Origin of the sequence: Candidatus Accumulibacter similis (assembly GCA_013347225.1) — a bacterium.
Lineage (GTDB): Bacteria > Pseudomonadota > Gammaproteobacteria > Burkholderiales > Rhodocyclaceae > Accumulibacter > Accumulibacter similis.
In genome coordinates, this window is record CP054595.1 from 3,659,329 (window position 1) to 3,674,230 (window position 14,902).

Sequence of the window (14,902 nt, forward strand, 5' to 3'; positions counted from 1 at the left end):
GTCCGCTCGACTCACCAGAATCGGCCGCGGGCGGCAGCGAGAAATTCGTCCAGTATCGGTGTGCAGTCCAGCAGATTCTCGCTACCAGGTGGATGGAACTCCGGGTGCCACTGCAGACCCAGAACGTACGGCCTGCCCTGCAGACGGATGGCCTCGATCAGGCCGTCACCGCTGCTGCGCGCTTCGACCCGCAGATCCCGACCCAAAGCCCTGATCGCCTGATGATGTATCGACACCACCTGCCCGCCGGTCTGGCCCGGATAGAGCTTCGCCAAGCCGGAGCTGGTGGCCCACTCGACGGCATGGCTGTGCCGGTCGTAGTCCCCATGCACATGCTCGGCCGCCGTTTCGACCTGTGTCGCGATGTCCTGGTAGAGTGTCCCGCCAAGCGCAACATTGATCAGTTGGGCGCCGCGACAAATGCCGAGGACCGCCTTTCCCTCTTCCATGAATTCGTGGAGAAGCTCCATTTCGTAGGCGTCGCGAACCCGATCGCCAGCCCAATCCGGGTGCAGCGGCTCCTCGCCATAGCTTTGCGGGCTGACATCTGCACCCCCTTGCAGGATCAGGCCATCGAGATATTCAGGGTAGTCCGAAAGGCGGATGCTGCTGCGATGAACGATGGCATCGCCACTGACCGCCGGGATCATGAAGACCATCACGTCACGCGACATCACCCAGTGCGCCACCGATTGTTCGAGATACTGCAGGGACTTCGACTGCAGACCCGTCGCGCCGGCTACCGGATGGTAGATGCGTGCGGAAAGACCAATACGCAGGGGCCGTCTGCTCATCGATCGCCCTCACGGGAAACACGGTTGGCGGCAGGCTGGACGACCGCCGGGTCGAGCGATTGCAGCCGTGTTGCCTCACCGAAGCCGCTGATCGCCGTCTGCGTCGCCAAGGGGCCGAACAGCTGCATCAGGAGGATCGTCGCCAGCAAGGCGCCGCTCAGTCGTGGCTCGAGACCGGCGTGGAGCGTCTGCACGTTGGCAAGGAGAACCAGGGCGACGCTCGACATCGGCTGCAACCCGAGCGACAGGTAGACTGCCGATTCCGTGTTCAAGCGCAGGCGGTGCCGATTCCACAACACGCCAGCGACCTGTCCTGCGGCGCGGGCGATCACCAGCACGAGGGCCTCCAGCCAGTGGGCCATGAGCACGCCAACATCCATGACGGCACCGGCAAGAACGAACGTGACGACGAGAAAGATCCTGGCATCACTGGCAATGCGGATGGCGACGACCTGACTTCCCCGGTCGAGAACCCGCGTCAGACAGCCAAAGATCAGCATTGGCAGCAGGACCGAGATATCGAGGTAGATGGCATTGCCGACACCGATGACGATGACCCCCAGAATCAGCAGGTGCTGATGTTCCGGCCGCCGCTCCAGGAGTCGAGCGCCGAGCAGCACCAGCGCAGTGCACGCGCAACCGAGCAGAACGGCTGTACCGAGTTCCCTGATTGCCGTCGAGGCGCCCGCAAGGCTGCGGACTGGTTCGTCCACATCCAGAAGAGGTATTGAACAGACGACAGCGACGAAGGCCACGCACCCATTGATCGCCACCATCGTGAAAAGCAGACCGGTCTTGTCGCCCTTGGCGCCGACGTCGCTGCAGGTCGCGACCGTGACCGCTGGTGAGGTGGCGAGACAGAGGGCTGCAGCAAAGACTGCCGAAGTGACGGAAAAGTCCAGGACCAGGATAGCCAAAGCGATCGCTGATCCTGTGCTCAGCGAGATCTGTATGCCGGCGCGCAGGCGGCTGCGTCCTTCGCTGATGGGCAAGGGCGGAACCTGATAGCCCAGCTCGAACAGGATCAGGCCCAGTGCCAGATCAACGAAAAGCTGGTTGGACTCGACGTCGTAGGGCGCGATCCAGCCCAGTCCGCTCTGTCCGACCAGCAGTCCAAAGACGACGTAGCCCGTCGTTCGTGGCAAGGACAACGCTCGACGCGCAAGCTCGCCTGCTCCGAGACCACCAAGTAGCGCCATGCCGAAGATCTGGATCGAATTGAACATCGAGTCGTGCATCCTTGCCGCTTCGCTCAGGGTGTTCGGAGAACGCGAGCAGTCGCCCCGCTCCAAGTCATCTCCACGAGTGCGCGCACGAAAATACCCCTCGCAAACGCATTGTACAGCAATATAATTGGCTTTCTCGACGAGAGCAATAGGTGACGCCCGATGACGCTTCCCTTGCCGGCTGCCACGCCACAGACCCACCTGGCGGTGCTGCAACAGTTCCGCGTGATCTACGGCACGATGCGCCAGTACTTCCGCGATTTGGAAGAGCGCTGCGGGATCCCTGGCGCGCAGATGTGGATTCTGCAGGAGGTGCAGCGCTGCCCGGGGATTGGCGTGACCGAACTCGCGGCACGGCTGGCCATACATCAGTCCACCTGTAGTCAGCTCGTCGACCGACTGGCCGTTCGCGGATGCCTCGTCAAGACGCGCAATCTGCCGGACCAGCGCCGGCTCGGCCTGCATCTCGCGCCTGGCGGCGAGAAGGCAATCGCGGCGCTACCGGGGTCGGCAGAAGGCGCCCTGCCCGCAGCACTCGCCGCGATGCCCGAAGTGGCGCTGAAAACATTGCAGATCAATCTATCTGAGCTGATACGGCACCTCCCGGGACGAGACGATGCCTTCGCCAGCGTGCCGCTGGCCGAAATCGTACGGAACGAGAAATGAGTAGCGGAACGATCAGGATCCGGCGCTTCGGTCTCACCCTGTTGCCCCTCTGCTGCATGCTCGCCGGATGTACCACGTTCGGCCAGTCGCCGACGGACACGGTGCCGCCACCGGCACCCGGATCCTCCTTGACCACCGACTCGCCGGCCGACGAGCCACCGCCAGCCCGGAGCTTGGACTCTGTCGAGTCCGACCCAGCCGATAACATCTACTTCGCCCGGCGCGTCACGCACATCGATCCCGCCGGGCAAGACAAGCTGCGGCTGCATGCGGCGCGGTTGAAGGAGCATCCGGGGCAGGTGGTCTACCTCGCCGCTTACGCCGAGGATCTCGGCAGTGCCTCCTACGAACTGGCCATAGCGAACCAGCGTATCGAAGCCGTGACCAAGCTCCTTCGCAACTACGGCGTGGCCAGACGGCAAGTGCATCCGCTGCGTCGCTACGGCGTCGCGCGAGGGCGACCAGCGCCCGCGTGCGCGACAACGGATTGTCGCGACAGGAAGGGCCGCGTGGTCTTGAGCTACGGCCCCCGGTAACGCCGCTCAACGGGTCGCCGTCGGAAGCCCACGAGCAGGGTGCCTTCGACGCTCGCCAGCCCGTCTGGGCAGTTCGTCGCTGCTGGCGGGAAGGGCGTCGATCCCGCTCGCCTCGAGGAGCAAGCCGCCTAGCGCGATCCCAGCCGGCTGGCGTTGTCCTCGACCTGACGCACGATCGGCCGCATTCCCTGCTCGACGACTTCGGCAGCACGGCCCCAGAGCTGGTACCAGCACAGCGCGCTGGCGAGCAGTGCGTCGCCGAAAGCTGCCTGGCGGGCGCTGAAGTCCTCACCGCTGCGGCTGCCGGCGAGCGCGGCGACGCTGCCGGCCAGCGCGATCGCCTTTTCGCCGGCGTCGGCGACGAAGGCCTGCGTCTCGCTCTGCATTGCCGAGGCCATCGCCACCGCCGCTTCGAGCGGCACCGCCACCTTCTCGCGCGTCATGACGCCCATCTCCGTCCAGTCGTGCCGTTGCCGCAGCGTCGCGCCGCGCAGCAGTTGCTGGCTGCGCTCGCCGACGACTTCCATCGAGCCGACCAGCAGCCGGCTGCTCTGGCGCCCGACGCGGATCCACTGCAGGACCGGCGCCAGCAACTCGTCACGCACTTCTTCTCGTTTCATTGCCGCTTTCTCCTTGGTTGGTGCTGCTGCGTTGCGGACGCGCCGGCGGGTTGCCGGGCGGCGGCCGATGCCTCACAGGTAGCGGGCGGCATCGGCCAGGTTCATCGTCGGCGCCTGCGTCATCTGCTCGCGACCGACGCGGGCAACGATGACGGCACGGCGGACCGGCGCCGCGCCGCTGAGTTCGGCCACATGCACGTCGAGGTCGACGACCGCTTCGCTGCTCTCGCCTTCGACGACGATGTTCATCGGGTTTAGCCGCAGGTGCCGTGTTTCAGTGCGCAGGTAGCGCTGCGGATTTTCCAGCACCTCGCGCAGGCTGTCCAGCTCCATTTCGAGGAGCGACTCGTTGCCGCCGATCGCCGCCAGCTGCTTCTCGTTGTCGAGCAGTTCGGCCTCGAGCCGCGCCTGTTCGCTGCTCGCCGCCGGCGGCGAGTTGCCGTACAGCGAGCCGAGCCCCGGCCCCTGCTGCCGCAGCAGGCGCAGGCGGGCACGCAGCAACGAGCGGTTGGCCTCGAGTTCCTGCCGTTCGACGCGCTCCTCGCCGATCTCCGCCAGCGCCTGCGCCAACAGGTATTCGAAGGCCTGCGCACCGACGGCGCGGCGCAGCCGCGACTCGTCGCGGCCACAGATGTGCGCCCGGTGGTCGGAGAAGCTGACGCTGGTCTGCGCGACGTCACGCTGTACCAGGTCGCCCTGCAACGCCATGCCGAAGACACGCTGCTCGGTGAAGCTCATGCCGAGGACGACGCAGGCTTCGTCGAGGTCGATGTACTTGTCGAACAACGTGCGCAGGTTGTCCGATCGCGCCAGCACCGCGGCGATGTCGGCCGGTGCCACGAAGAAGGCGCGCAGCGCCGGATCGGCCGACCAGTTCGCGGCCGACAGCGGTCGCGATGCCGGCATCTCGCTGACGAGCGCGCGCAGGAACTCGATCGCCTTCTCCGCCGCGGGCGCCAAGCGCCGGTGGCACCCGGGAAGGACGGCAAGGCGGGGATTGGTAAGGGTGATCGCCTTGTCGACGGCGCTGCGGATCAGTTCCTCGGAAACGCGATCGGCGTCGAACTGTGCCGGCCGGTTCTTGAACCAGTCGAGAATTCCCATTTCCATTCTCCTCCGTCAACAGCGGGCGGCGGCGCATCCTGGCCACCCGCAGGCGGGCGGCAGTCACCCGCCCCGGGCCGCCGGCGGCGACGGCGCGCTCAGCCCAGGGGGTGGCGGCGGACGATGGTCTCGCGGCGTTCGGGACCGGTCGACACGATGTCGATCGGTACGCCGCAGAGTTCCTCGATCCGCTCGAGATAGGCGCGCGCGGCCACCGGCAGCGCATCCATCGTCGCCACGCCGACCGTCGACGCGCTCCAGCCAGGCATGCTCTCGAGAATCGGCTGGCAGTTGGCGACTTCGTCGGCGCCCATCGGCAGCAGTTCGACCCGCTTGCCGCCGAGCGCGTAGGCGGTGCAGATGCGCAGTTCCTCGAGGCCGTCGAGGACGTCGAGCTTGGTGATGCACAGGCCGCTGACGCCGTTGATCTGGATCGAGCGCCGCAGCGCCGCCAGGTCGATCCAGCCGCAGCGCCGTTTGCGCCCGGTGACCGTGCCGACCTCGCGGCCCTTCTGCGACATCTGGTGACCGGGCTGTCCCGCGCATTCGATGTCGAGTTCGCTCGGGAAGGGGCCGCTGCCGACGCGTGTGCAATAGGCCTTGGTGATGCCGAGGACGTAGTGCAGCATTCCCGGGCCGATTCCCGAGCCGGCCGCCGCCTGCCCGGCGACGCAGTTGGACGAGGTGACGAATGGGTAGGTACCGTGGTCGATGTCGAGCAGCGCCCCCTGCGCGCCCTCGAACAGCAGGTTGCTGCCGGCCTCGTTGAGCGCATGCAGCGCCGCCGAAACGTCGGTGACCAGCGGCCTGATCTCTTCGGCGTCGGCCAGCACCTGCTCGAGAACGCTGTCGAAGTCGACGGCGGCGGCGTTCAGGTAGCGGGTGAGAACGAAGTTGTGGTAGTCGAGGTTCTCGCGCAACTTCTCGGCCAGGCGGTCGGGGAAGAAGAGGTCATAGACGCGCACCGCCCGCCGCGCCACCTTGTCCTCGTAGGCGGGACCGATCCCCTTGCCGGTGGTGCCGATGCGCAGTTCGGCGCAGCGGGCGGCTTCGCGCGCATTGTCGAGCGCCCCGTGATAGCTGAGGATGAGCGGGCAGCCGGGGCTGATCCGCAGGCGGGCGCGGACGTCGATGCCGCCCGCCTCGAGCAGCCGGATCTCGCGCAGCAGGTGATGGATGTCGAGTACGACGCCGTTGCCGATGAAGCACTCGACCCCCTGCCGGACGATCCCCGACGGCACCAGGTTGAGCTTGTAGACGTCGTCGCCGACGACCAGCGTGTGACCGGCGTTGTGGCCACCCTGAAAACGGACGACGCCGCCGGCGTGATCCGTGAGCCAGTCGACGATCTTGCCCTTGCCCTCGTCGCCCCATTGCGTTCCGACCACCACCACATTCCTGGCCATCAGCCTGATCCGTCCCTGTCGATGTTCGCGAGCAACCACTGCCCGTCCTGCTCCACCAGCCGTCGATCGCACGCTGGTCCCTCACTGCCGCTCTCGCCCGGCAGCAACTCGACGACGACAGCACCCTCGGCGCGCAGCGCGGCGATCGTCTGCGCCAGACTGCTGCCTGCCGCCGCGCACGGAGCGAGGATGGCGCCCGGCTGCGGCACGCTCGCCGTCAGCCGCGCCAGCTCGCGCAGGTCGAGCGAGAAGCCGGTTGCCGGCCGCGCCCGGCCGAAGACGCTGCCGACGCCGTCATAACGGCCGCCACGGGCGATCGCCGTCGAGTGGCCGGGACAATAGGCGGCGAAGACGACGCCGTTGTGATAGTGGTAGCCGCGCAGGTCGGCGAGATCATAGGACAGCGGCAGATCCGGCAGCGAGGCCTGCAATTCCTGCAGCGTCGCCAGCGCAGTGACGATCTCCGGCAGGGCCGGCAGCTCGCTCCCCGCCCGCGCCAGGATGTCGGCGCCGCCGTAGAGTTCAGGCAGCGCCAGCAGGGCGCTGCGCCAGGGCTCGTCGAGGCGGCGGCAGGTGTCGGCAAGGCCGGGCAGGTCCTTGCCCTGCAGCAGCAGCAGCAGCGTCGCCTCGAGTTCGCCGTCGACGCCGGCAGCGGCGGCCAGCGCGCGGAAGACGGCGACGTGCCCGAGGTCGATGCGCGCCGCGCTGACCTCGGCCGCGGCCAGGGTGGCCGCCATCAGGCGGATCACCTCGCGATCGGCGGCGACCCCGGCATGACCGTAGAGTTCGGCGCCGAGCTGGATCGGCTCGCGGCTGGCACCGAGCGCCGCTGGCAGCGTGTGCAGGACGCTGTCGCAATAGCACAGGCGGGTGACGCCCTGCCGGTTGAGCAGATGCGCATCGATCCGCGCCACCTGCGGTGTGATATCGGCGCGCACGCCGAGGGTGCGTCCGGAGAGCTGGTCGATGAGCTTGAAGGTGCGCAGCCGCAGATCCTGCCCGGAGCCGGTGAGCAGCGAATCGAGGTGCTCGAGCAGCGGTGGCAGCACCAGCTCGTAGCCATGGACGCGGAACAGGTCCAGCAGCCGGCGGCGCAGGCTTTCGATGCGCGCCGCCTCGGCCGGCAGCGCGTCGGCAATGTGCTCGGGCAGCAGCCAGTTCATCGGAAGATCATCAGCAATACCAGCCCGACGAGCATCGAGGTCAGTCCGACGAAGCGGATCTGCCCGTCGCTGAAGCGGATCAGGCGGCGGAAGGTCTCGCGCCAGGTCGCCGGTGCGACGAAGGGCAGCAGCCCCTCGATCACCAGCATCAGCGCCAGCGCCAGCAACAGGTTGTCGATCACTTGCCGGCTTTGTCGCCGCCGCGGCCCATGCTCTTCATGTACTTGAAGAAGTCCGAACCCGGTTCGACGACGAGCACGTCGCTCTTGCCCCGGAAGCTGTTGCGGTAGGCTTCGAGGCTGCGGTAAAAGGCGTAGAACTCGGCATGATTCTCGAACGCCTGGGCGTAGATCGCGGTCGCCCTCGCATCGCCTTCACCCTTCATCTTCTGCGCGTCGCGATAGGCTTCGGCGACGATCACCTCGCGCTGCTTGTCGGCATCGGCGCGAATCTTCTCCGCTTCCGCAAAACCCTGCGAACGCAGTTCGTTGGCCACTCGCTTGCGCTCGGCGTCCATCCGGCGGTAAACCGAATCGCTGACGTCGCTCGGCAGTTCGACCCGCTTGACGCGCACATCGACGATCTGGACGCCGATCTTGCGCGCATCGAGGTCGGCCTTCTCGCGCATCTGCTCCATCACCTTGTTGCGCTCTCCGGAAACGACATCGTGCACGGTACGCTTGCCGAACTCCTCGCGCAGGCCGGCGTTGACGGTCTGCGACAGGCGCGTCTTGGCACGCCCCTCGTCGCCGGCGACCGAGATGTAATAGAGCTTGGGATCGACGATGCGCCACTTGGTGAACGAGTCGACGAGGACGTTCTTCTTCTCCGAGGTGATGAAACGCTCCGGTTCGGGATTGTCGAGAGTGAGGATGCGCTTGTCGAAATAGCGCACGTTCTGGATCAGCGGCCACTTGAAGTACAGGCCGGGCTCCTCGATCACTTCGCGAATCTCGCCGAGCTGGAAGACGATCGCGCTCTGCCGCTGGTCGACCGTGAAGATCGTCGCGCCGAGCAGAACGAGCACCGCGACGAAGGTGGCGGCGACGAAATTCATTCCGGCTTTCATCAGCGGGCCTCCCGATCACGCTGGCGCAGCGTCTCGCGCGACCGGGTGTCGCCCTTTTCGACGACCTGCGGCGGCACCTCGTTGGACACCGCCGGCGACGGCCGCGGCGCCGGCGGCGCGTCGGGAGCGCCGGCAGCGGGCGCCGCCGCCACCGCGCCGGCCGCCTGCAGCAGCTTGTCCAGCGGCAGGTAGAGCAGATTGGACTGCCCCTTGGTATCGACCAGCACCTTGCTGGTGTTCGAGTAGACCTGCTGCATGGTCTCGAGATACATCCGGCTGCGCGTCACCTCCGGTGCCTTGGCATACTCGCTGACGATCTGGCGGAAGCGGCTGGCGTCACCCTCGGCGCTGAGGGTGACGCGCTTCTGGTAGCCCTCGGCTTCCTCGAGCAGCCTCGCTGCCGTTCCGCGCGCCTTCGGAATCACGTCATTGGCGTAGGCTTGGCCCTCGTTCTTCTGCCGCTCGCGGTCCTGCGATGCCTTGACGGCATCATCGAACGCCGCCTGTACCTGTTCCGGCGGTTGCGCGTTCTGCATCGTCACCTTGGAAATCAGGATGCCCGTCTGGTAGCGGTCGAGAATGTCCTGCATCAGCTTCGCCGCCACCGCCGCGATCTGTTCGCGCCCCTCGTAGAGCACGAAGTCCATCTTGTTCTTGCCGACGATCTCGCGGATGGCGGTTTCCGCCACCTGCATCACGGCCTCGTCGGGATTGCGGTTGTTGAAGACGTATTCCACCGGATCATTGAGGAACCACTGCACGGCAAACTGGATGTTGATGATGTTCTCGTCGTCGGTCAGCATCAGCGCTTCCTTGAGCACCTTGTTCTTCTCGCTGCCGCGATAGCCGATCTCGATCGTGCGCACGCCGGAGACGTTGACCAACTCGTGCGACTGGATCGGATACGGCAGCCGCCAACGCAGGCCGGGGTCGGTGCTCTCCTTGTAGCGGCCGAACTGCAGCACCAGCCCGCGCTGCGAGGCGTCGACGATGTAGAAGCCGCTCGCCAGCCAGACGACGACGACAAGCGCCAGCAACAGACCGATGCCGCCGCCGAGAAAGCGCGGATTGAACTGCACCGGCGGCCGGTCACCGCCGCGATCGCCACCACCGCTGCTGCGCTTGCGGTCGAAAATCCCCGACAGGCGGCGATTGAGATCGCGCCACAACTGCTCGAGGTCCGGCGGCCCCTGGTTGGGGCGACGACCGCCGCCATCATCACCGCCGCGGTTGCCCCACTGCGGGTCATTCAGCGACATCAGCATGCCAAGGCTAGAAATCATGGGGAACCATCCGAATCAAGATGCCGATCTACAGCCAGCAGGACCGCGGCACCCGAGGAGCCCCGGCGCATCCCGCCCGTCTTCAACAGAGCGATCTCGGCCAGCGCTTCGCGCAGCAGGGGCAGACCCTGACCACCGATGGCGCTGACGCGAACGCGCGAGATTCTACCATACTCGTCGCGCTCGACCGCCGGCGGCAGGCCGGTGAGATCGAGCTTGTTGAGCACCAGCAGTTGCGGCACGCCATCGGCGCCGATCTCGGCCAGCACCTGGTTGACGTCGGCCACCTGATCGTCGCGCGCCGGGCTGGCCGAATCGACCACGTGCAACAGCAGGTCCGCCTCCGCCGTCGCTTCGAGGGTGGCATGGAAGGCCGCCACCAGCGAATGCGGCAGCTTGCGGATGAAGCCGACCGTATCCGAAACGACGATATGCCCTGCCTCCGGCAGCCAGAGTTTGCGCGTCGTCGTGTCGAGGGTGGCGAACAACTGGTCGGCGGCATAGACGCCGGCGTGCGTCAGGGCGTTGAACAGGGTCGACTTGCCGGCGTTGGTATAACCGACGAGCGAGACGCTGAGCACTTCGCCGCGCGCCCGCGCCTTGCGCTGCACCCCGCGCTGGCGCTCGAGCCGGGCCAGTCGCCCCTTGAGCGTGCGTACGCGGATGCCGAGCAGCCGACGGTCGGTCTCGAGCTGCGTCTCGCCCGGACCGCGCAGTCCGATACCGCCCGTCTGTCGCTCGAGGTGGGTCCAGCCACGTACCAGCCGGGTCGCCAGGTGCTCGAGCTGGGCCAGCTCGACCTGCAGCTTGCCCTCCGAGCTCTTCGCGCGCTGCGCGAAGATGTCGAGGATCAGGCTGGTCCGGTCGATGACGCGGCACTGCAGCGCCCGTTCCAGATTGCGTTCCTGGCCGGCACTCAGTTCATGGTTGAAGATCACCAGATCCGCGGCGTGTGCCGCCAGCTCGGCCGCGATCTCCTCCACCTTGCCCTTGCCGGCGTAGGTCGCGGCATCGGGAGCATGCCTGCGCCCCTGCACGACGGAGCACACTTCGGCACCGGCCGAGCGCACCAGCAGGCGGATCTCGTCGATCTGCTCGGCGAGATCGTCGCTGCCGAAGTCGAGCTGAACGATGACCGCACGCTCGGCGGCGGCACGCCGCTCAGCGCCAGACATCATGTGGGGCATTCGTCAAAAGGCGGCCACCGTGAAGCCTTGCCCGCCAGGGCGCACACGCGCCGCGACACGCGGCCGGCCGGCCACGCGCCAGGCCCACCGCAGACCGCTCACCCCTCGCCGTCGTTCTCGTGCTGCAGGGTGATCGGCCGCGACGGTACGACCGTCGAGATCGCGTGCTTGTACACCATCTGCGTGACGGAGTTCTTCAGCAGCACGACATACTGGTCGAAGGAGTCGATCTGTCCCTGCAACTTGATTCCGTTCACGAGGTAAATCGAAACCGGCACACGCTCTCGCCGCAGCGTATTGAGAAACGGGTCTTGTAAGAGTTGCCCTTTGTTCGTCATCCTTGAAGCTCCATCCTGATGGGGTTTGCGTTGTTGAGGCTCGAGAATAATTGATTTTCCCCTCGCGTGCCAGCACGGGCGAGACAATCACTGCCGCCACCTCCTCGCTGGCCGGTAGCCGCGAGCGGCGCGCGGCCCCGCCAGCACGCTCAGGGGCAGCGCCGGCGACGGCCCGGCCCGACCGCCGCTGCAGTCGCAGGGACGCAGCTGGTGGCATAATCCCGGCTCCATCACCAGCAGGACGATGATCATGGACACTGCAGCAATCGACTGGGGCGCCATTGCGCTGGGCCTCTGTGTCGCCGCCGGACTGGTCTGGGCACTGGTCTTCTTCCTGCGACAGAACCGGCAGGATCTCGACAGCCTCGAGCAGACGCTGCGCGCCGACAGCGACGACACTGGAGACGGCCCGCCAGCCGGTCAGCCATAGCGCCGCCGCCCGGCGCGGCGACACCGCCTCACTGGCGATCGAGGAAGGCCTCGAATTCGGCCAGCGGCAGCGGCCGGCTGAACAGGTAGCCCTGATAGGCGTGGCAGCCGTGTCCCGCCAGGGCATTGCGCTGGGCGACCGTCTCGACCCCCTCGGCAATCACTTCCAGACCGAGGCTGTGCGCCAGCGCGACGATCGTGCGTGCGATCGCCTCGTCGTTGGCGTCGTTGAGCAGGTCCCGGACGAAGGATTGGTCGATCTTCAGCTGGTCCAGTGGCAGCCGCTTCAGGTATGACAGCGACGAATAGCCGGTGCCGAAATCGTCGAGCGAGAAGCCGACACCCCGGGCCTTCAGTGCCGTCATCTTGGCGATGATCTCCTGCACGTTGTCGAGCAGCATGCTCTCGGTGAGTTCGAGCTTGAGGTTGCGCGGGCTGGCACCGGCGGCGTCAAGCGCTGCCAGCACCTGATCGACGAAGTTCGGCTGCCGCAACTGACGCGCGCTGACGTTCACCGAAAGCGAGAAGTCCGCCCGCCCCGCCCTTGCCGACCACAGTGCGACCTGCGTGCAGGCGGTCTGCAGGACCCACTGGCCGATGGGAAGGATGAGCCCGGCTTCCTCGGCGAGCGGGATGAACTCGCCCGGCGAGACCAGACCCCGTTGCGCGTGTTGCCAGCGCAGCAGCGCTTCCGCGCCGAGCAGCCGGCCAGCGTGGTCGACCTGCGGCTGGTAACAGAGGAAGAACTCGCCGGCCTGCAGCGCCTGCCGCAAGTCCCGCTCGAGCGCGGCACGTGCGCTGACCACCGCCTGCATCCGGGGATCGAAGAAGCGCAGGGTGTTGCGTCCGGTCGCCTTGGCCTCGTACATCGCCAGATCGGCCCGCTTCATCAGTTCGTCGATGTCGTCCTGCTGCCCCTCGAAGAGAGTGATGCCGATACTTGGCGTATTGTGGTACTCGTGCCCGCCGAGATCGTACGGCCGGTTGAGAATACCGAGGATCTTTTCGCCGACGATGCGGCTCTGGCCTGCCGCATCCTCTTTCCGCGTCCCGAGATCCTCGAGCATGACGACAAACTCGTCGCCCCCCAGACGGGCGACGGTGTCGCGTTCGCGAACACAGTCGCTGAGCCGGCTGGCCACCTGCTGCAGGAGGAGGTCCCCCTTCTCGTGGCCGAGCGTGTCGTTGAGCGTCTTGAAGTTGTCGAGGTCGATGAACAGCAGGGCGCCCTGCCGCTCGCGACGGGCGCTTGCCGCCATGGCGATGCGCAGGCGGTCCTGCAACAGCCGCCGGTTCGGCAAGCCGGTCAGCACATCGTAGAACGCCAGTTGCTTGATCTCCTCCTGCGTCGCCTTGCGCAGCGTGATGTCGGTGAGCATCGAGACGTAGTGGGTGACGCGGCCCTGATTGTCGCTCACCGCCGAGATGGTCAGCCACTCGGGATAGATCTCGTCGTTCTTCCGCCGGTTCCAGATCTCGCCCTGCCAGGCGCCGGTGCGCGCCAGGCTCTCGCGCATCGCGGCGTAGAAGAGGGCGTCGTGGCGACCCGAACGCAGCAGTCTGGGCGTCTGCCCGACTGCCTCCGCGGCGCTGTAGCCGGTGATGGCGGTAAAGGCTTGGTTGACGCGCAGGATGATGCCGTCGGCGTCGGTGATGAACATTCCCTGCTCCGACTCGAATGCGGTGGCGGCGATCCGTTCCCACTGCTCGGCCTGGCGGCGGTCGGTGCGATCGTGCGACACGACGACGATGCGTTGCGGCTGCCCCAACTGGTCGCGGATCACCCGGCCCACCGAATGCATGTGCCTGACGCCGCCATCCCGCCGCAGCAGCCGATACTCGATCTCCTGGCCGACACCGCTGCGCACGGTCTGGCGAAAGACCTCCTGCACCCTCGCCCGGTCGTCCGGATGGATGTCGGCAAACGAGTCGGTACCCGGCAGCTCGCTGGTGTCGCCAAAAAACTGCCGATATGATGGGCTGTTGTACAGCCGGCGTCCCTGCAGGTCGAGGACGGCGATGTGCTCGCCGATGCTTTCGGAAATCAGCCGGAAAAACTCCTTCTGCTCGCGCAGCGACGCCTCGAGTTCCTTCCTGTCGGTGATGTCCTGGCTCGTTCCCAGGGTGCGCAGTGGCCGGCCGTCGGTGGCGAACTCGACTTCAGCCCGCTGCGCTACCCAGCGCACGCCGCCGTCGGTGACGATGCGCAGTTCGCTGTCGAACGGCTCGCCGCGCAGTGCTGCCTCGATGTCCTGCTGCAGAATGGGCTGGTCATCCGGGTGTACCCGCTGCATGAACCCCGCCAGGGTACCCGTCGCGCCTTCCGGCACGCCGAAGATGCGGCAGGCCTCGGCCGACGGACGAATCGTGTCGCTGGCCAGCTCATAGACCCAGCTGCCGACATGCGCGACCTGCTGCGCCCGCCGCAACTCGGCTTCATTCGCCAGCAGCTCGGCGCTGCGTTGCTCGAGATCCTGGCCGAGACGACGCACTTCGGCGATGCGCCGCTGGTACGAGCGGCGGAGGAAGTTGATCAGCAGCAGCGCAACGATCACCGCCGAAAGCTGGATCAGGCCATACATCAGCGCCGGCGTCGGCGGCGGTGCCGCTAACCAGTGCCACCAGTCGGCAAGCAGAAGAGTGCCGATCAGGACAGCGGTCAGGACGGCCAGAGCGAGCGCTGCCCGCGCGCCGAGCAGCCAGCCGCCGGTCATGATCAGCAGCGGGTAGAGGATCACCAGCGAGCCACGCAAGCCACCGTAGAACAGGGTGATGCCGACGACGGCGAGCCACGTGCCCCAGACGAGAACGGCGAGCGACGCCCGCAACCGCCCGACCGCCAGAAGCCGCAGCGTCGTCGCCGCGACGACGATCATCGCCGCCGGACCGAGCGCCCGCAGTGGCTGTTCCGGAATCAGCAGCAGGATCGTCGGCAGCACGCCGCAGGCGGTGACGAGGATCGCCCAGCCGGCATATTTCAGGAAGGCGAGCGACGGCGCCCAGTACAGCGGCTGATCATCGTCGGCTGCACCAGTGCTCGCCGACACGCGCGCGCGATCCATTTCTTCAGCCCTCAACGAG

Annotated in this window: 15 protein-coding genes and 1 pseudogene; 3 read left to right on the forward strand and 13 right to left on the reverse strand. The window is 66.7% G+C overall.

Annotated elements, in window-relative coordinates; genetic code table 11:
* Positions 1 to 11 precede the first annotated feature (11 nt).
* Positions 12 to 794 carry a type 1 glutamine amidotransferase gene (locus HT579_16010; protein ID QKS30289.1) on the reverse strand — a complete coding sequence of 261 codons (783 nt, stop codon included), beginning with the start codon at positions 792 to 794 and terminating at the stop codon, positions 12 to 14.
* Positions 791 to 2,020, reverse strand: a complete 1,230-nt coding sequence (locus HT579_16015; protein ID QKS30290.1) for a cation:proton antiporter — start codon at positions 2,018 to 2,020, stop codon at positions 791 to 793. Before HT579_16015 ends, HT579_16010 begins: the two co-directional genes overlap by 4 nt.
* A gap of 162 nt (positions 2,021 to 2,182) precedes the next feature.
* Here HT579_16015 and HT579_16020 point away from each other — a divergent pair, with 162 nt between their 5' ends.
* Complete coding sequence (locus tag HT579_16020; GenBank protein ID QKS30291.1) at positions 2,183 to 2,686, forward strand: winged helix-turn-helix transcriptional regulator; 504 nt, start codon at positions 2,183 to 2,185, stop codon at positions 2,684 to 2,686.
* Entirely contained in the window at positions 2,683 to 3,222 is a 540-nt protein-coding gene (locus HT579_16025; GenBank protein QKS30292.1) for an OmpA family protein, read from the forward strand. The genes HT579_16020 and HT579_16025 overlap by 4 nt, the downstream gene beginning before the upstream one ends.
* Before the next feature lie 128 nt (positions 3,223 to 3,350).
* Here the strand turns inward: HT579_16025 and HT579_16030 are convergent, their stop codons facing one another.
* From HT579_16030 to hfq, 9 genes are all read right to left on the reverse strand, one after another.
* Positions 3,351 to 3,842, reverse strand: a complete 492-nt coding sequence (locus HT579_16030; protein ID QKS30293.1) for a hypothetical protein — start codon at positions 3,840 to 3,842, stop codon at positions 3,351 to 3,353.
* A 72-nt stretch (positions 3,843 to 3,914) separates the two neighbouring features.
* Complete coding sequence (locus HT579_16035; GenBank protein QKS30294.1) at positions 3,915 to 4,946, reverse strand: hypothetical protein; 1,032 nt, start codon at positions 4,944 to 4,946, stop codon at positions 3,915 to 3,917.
* 98 nt (positions 4,947 to 5,044) lie between these two features.
* On the reverse strand, positions 5,045 to 6,352 hold the full coding sequence (locus HT579_16040) for an adenylosuccinate synthase (GenBank protein QKS30295.1): 1,308 nt from the start codon (positions 6,350 to 6,352) through the stop codon (positions 5,045 to 5,047).
* The gene (locus HT579_16045) at positions 6,352 to 7,515 is read right to left on the reverse strand and encodes an ATP phosphoribosyltransferase regulatory subunit (protein QKS30296.1); all 1,164 of its coding nucleotides are present in this window, start codon (positions 7,513 to 7,515) and stop codon (positions 6,352 to 6,354) included. Before HT579_16045 ends, HT579_16040 begins: the two co-directional genes overlap by 1 nt.
* Positions 7,512 to 7,697, reverse strand: a complete 186-nt coding sequence (locus HT579_16050; protein QKS30297.1) for a DUF2065 domain-containing protein — start codon at positions 7,695 to 7,697, stop codon at positions 7,512 to 7,514. The genes HT579_16045 and HT579_16050 overlap by 4 nt, the downstream gene beginning before the upstream one ends.
* Positions 7,694 to 8,584, reverse strand: coding sequence for a protease modulator HflC (hflC, locus tag HT579_16055; protein ID QKS30298.1), 891 nt, complete (start codon positions 8,582 to 8,584; stop codon positions 7,694 to 7,696). Before hflC ends, HT579_16050 begins: the two co-directional genes overlap by 4 nt.
* Entirely contained in the window at positions 8,584 to 9,843 is a 1,260-nt protein-coding gene (hflK, locus tag HT579_16060; protein ID QKS31668.1) for an FtsH protease activity modulator HflK, read from the reverse strand. Before hflK ends, hflC begins: the two co-directional genes overlap by 1 nt.
* A 20-nt stretch (positions 9,844 to 9,863) precedes the next feature.
* A complete protein-coding gene (gene hflX, locus HT579_16065; GenBank protein QKS31669.1) occupies positions 9,864 to 11,042 on the reverse strand; it encodes a GTPase HflX in 1,179 nt (392 codons plus the stop codon).
* Between the two features lie 110 nt (positions 11,043 to 11,152).
* Entirely contained in the window at positions 11,153 to 11,392 is a 240-nt protein-coding gene (gene hfq / locus HT579_16070) for an RNA chaperone Hfq (GenBank protein ID QKS30299.1), read from the reverse strand.
* Between the two features lie 250 nt (positions 11,393 to 11,642).
* Here hfq and HT579_16075 point away from each other — a divergent pair, with 250 nt between their 5' ends.
* Positions 11,643 to 11,822: a hypothetical protein gene (locus HT579_16075; protein QKS30300.1), complete on the forward strand. Its 180-nt coding sequence runs from the start codon at positions 11,643 to 11,645 to the stop codon at positions 11,820 to 11,822.
* A gap of 28 nt (positions 11,823 to 11,850) precedes the next feature.
* On the opposite strand, the gene HT579_16080 is transcribed toward HT579_16075, so the two are convergent.
* Together HT579_16080 and HT579_16085 are read right to left on the reverse strand one after the other, a co-directional pair.
* The gene (locus tag HT579_16080; GenBank protein QKS31670.1) at positions 11,851 to 14,007 is read right to left on the reverse strand and encodes an EAL domain-containing protein; all 2,157 of its coding nucleotides are present in this window, start codon (positions 14,005 to 14,007) and stop codon (positions 11,851 to 11,853) included.
* A pseudogene (locus HT579_16085) lies at positions 13,897 to 14,883 on the reverse strand (PAS domain-containing protein). The gene HT579_16080 and the pseudogene HT579_16085 overlap by 111 nt, the downstream one beginning before the upstream one ends.
* Positions 14,884 to 14,902: the final 19 nt, after the last annotated feature.

Bases quoted from the DNA above. Each gene is read 5' to 3' on its own strand.
- HT579_16045 (QKS30296.1), bottom strand. From the start codon at position 7,515: ATGAACTGGCTGCTGCCCGAGCACATTGCCGACGCGCTGCCGGCCGAG.
- HT579_16025 (QKS30292.1), top strand. From the start codon at position 2,683: ATGAGTAGCGGAACGATCAGGATCCGGCGCTTCGGTCTCACCCTGTTG.
- HT579_16020 (QKS30291.1), top strand. From the start codon at position 2,183: ATGACGCTTCCCTTGCCGGCTGCCACGCCACAGACCCACCTGGCGGTG.
- HT579_16075 (QKS30300.1), top strand. From the start codon at position 11,643: ATGGACACTGCAGCAATCGACTGGGGCGCCATTGCGCTGGGCCTCTGT.
- HT579_16010 (QKS30289.1), bottom strand. From the start codon at position 794: ATGAGCAGACGGCCCCTGCGTATTGGTCTTTCCGCACGCATCTACCAT.
- hflX (QKS31669.1), bottom strand. From the start codon at position 11,042: ATGTCTGGCGCTGAGCGGCGTGCCGCCGCCGAGCGTGCGGTCATCGTT.
- hfq (QKS30299.1), bottom strand. From the start codon at position 11,392: ATGACGAACAAAGGGCAACTCTTACAAGACCCGTTTCTCAATACGCTG.
- hflC (QKS30298.1), bottom strand. From the start codon at position 8,584: ATGAAAGCCGGAATGAATTTCGTCGCCGCCACCTTCGTCGCGGTGCTC.
- HT579_16015 (QKS30290.1), bottom strand. From the start codon at position 2,020: ATGTTCAATTCGATCCAGATCTTCGGCATGGCGCTACTTGGTGGTCTC.
- HT579_16030 (QKS30293.1), bottom strand. From the start codon at position 3,842: ATGAAACGAGAAGAAGTGCGTGACGAGTTGCTGGCGCCGGTCCTGCAG.
- HT579_16040 (QKS30295.1), bottom strand. From the start codon at position 6,352: ATGGCCAGGAATGTGGTGGTGGTCGGAACGCAATGGGGCGACGAGGGC.
- hflK (QKS31668.1), bottom strand. From the start codon at position 9,843: ATGTCGCTGAATGACCCGCAGTGGGGCAACCGCGGCGGTGATGATGGC.
- HT579_16035 (QKS30294.1), bottom strand. From the start codon at position 4,946: ATGGGAATTCTCGACTGGTTCAAGAACCGGCCGGCACAGTTCGACGCC.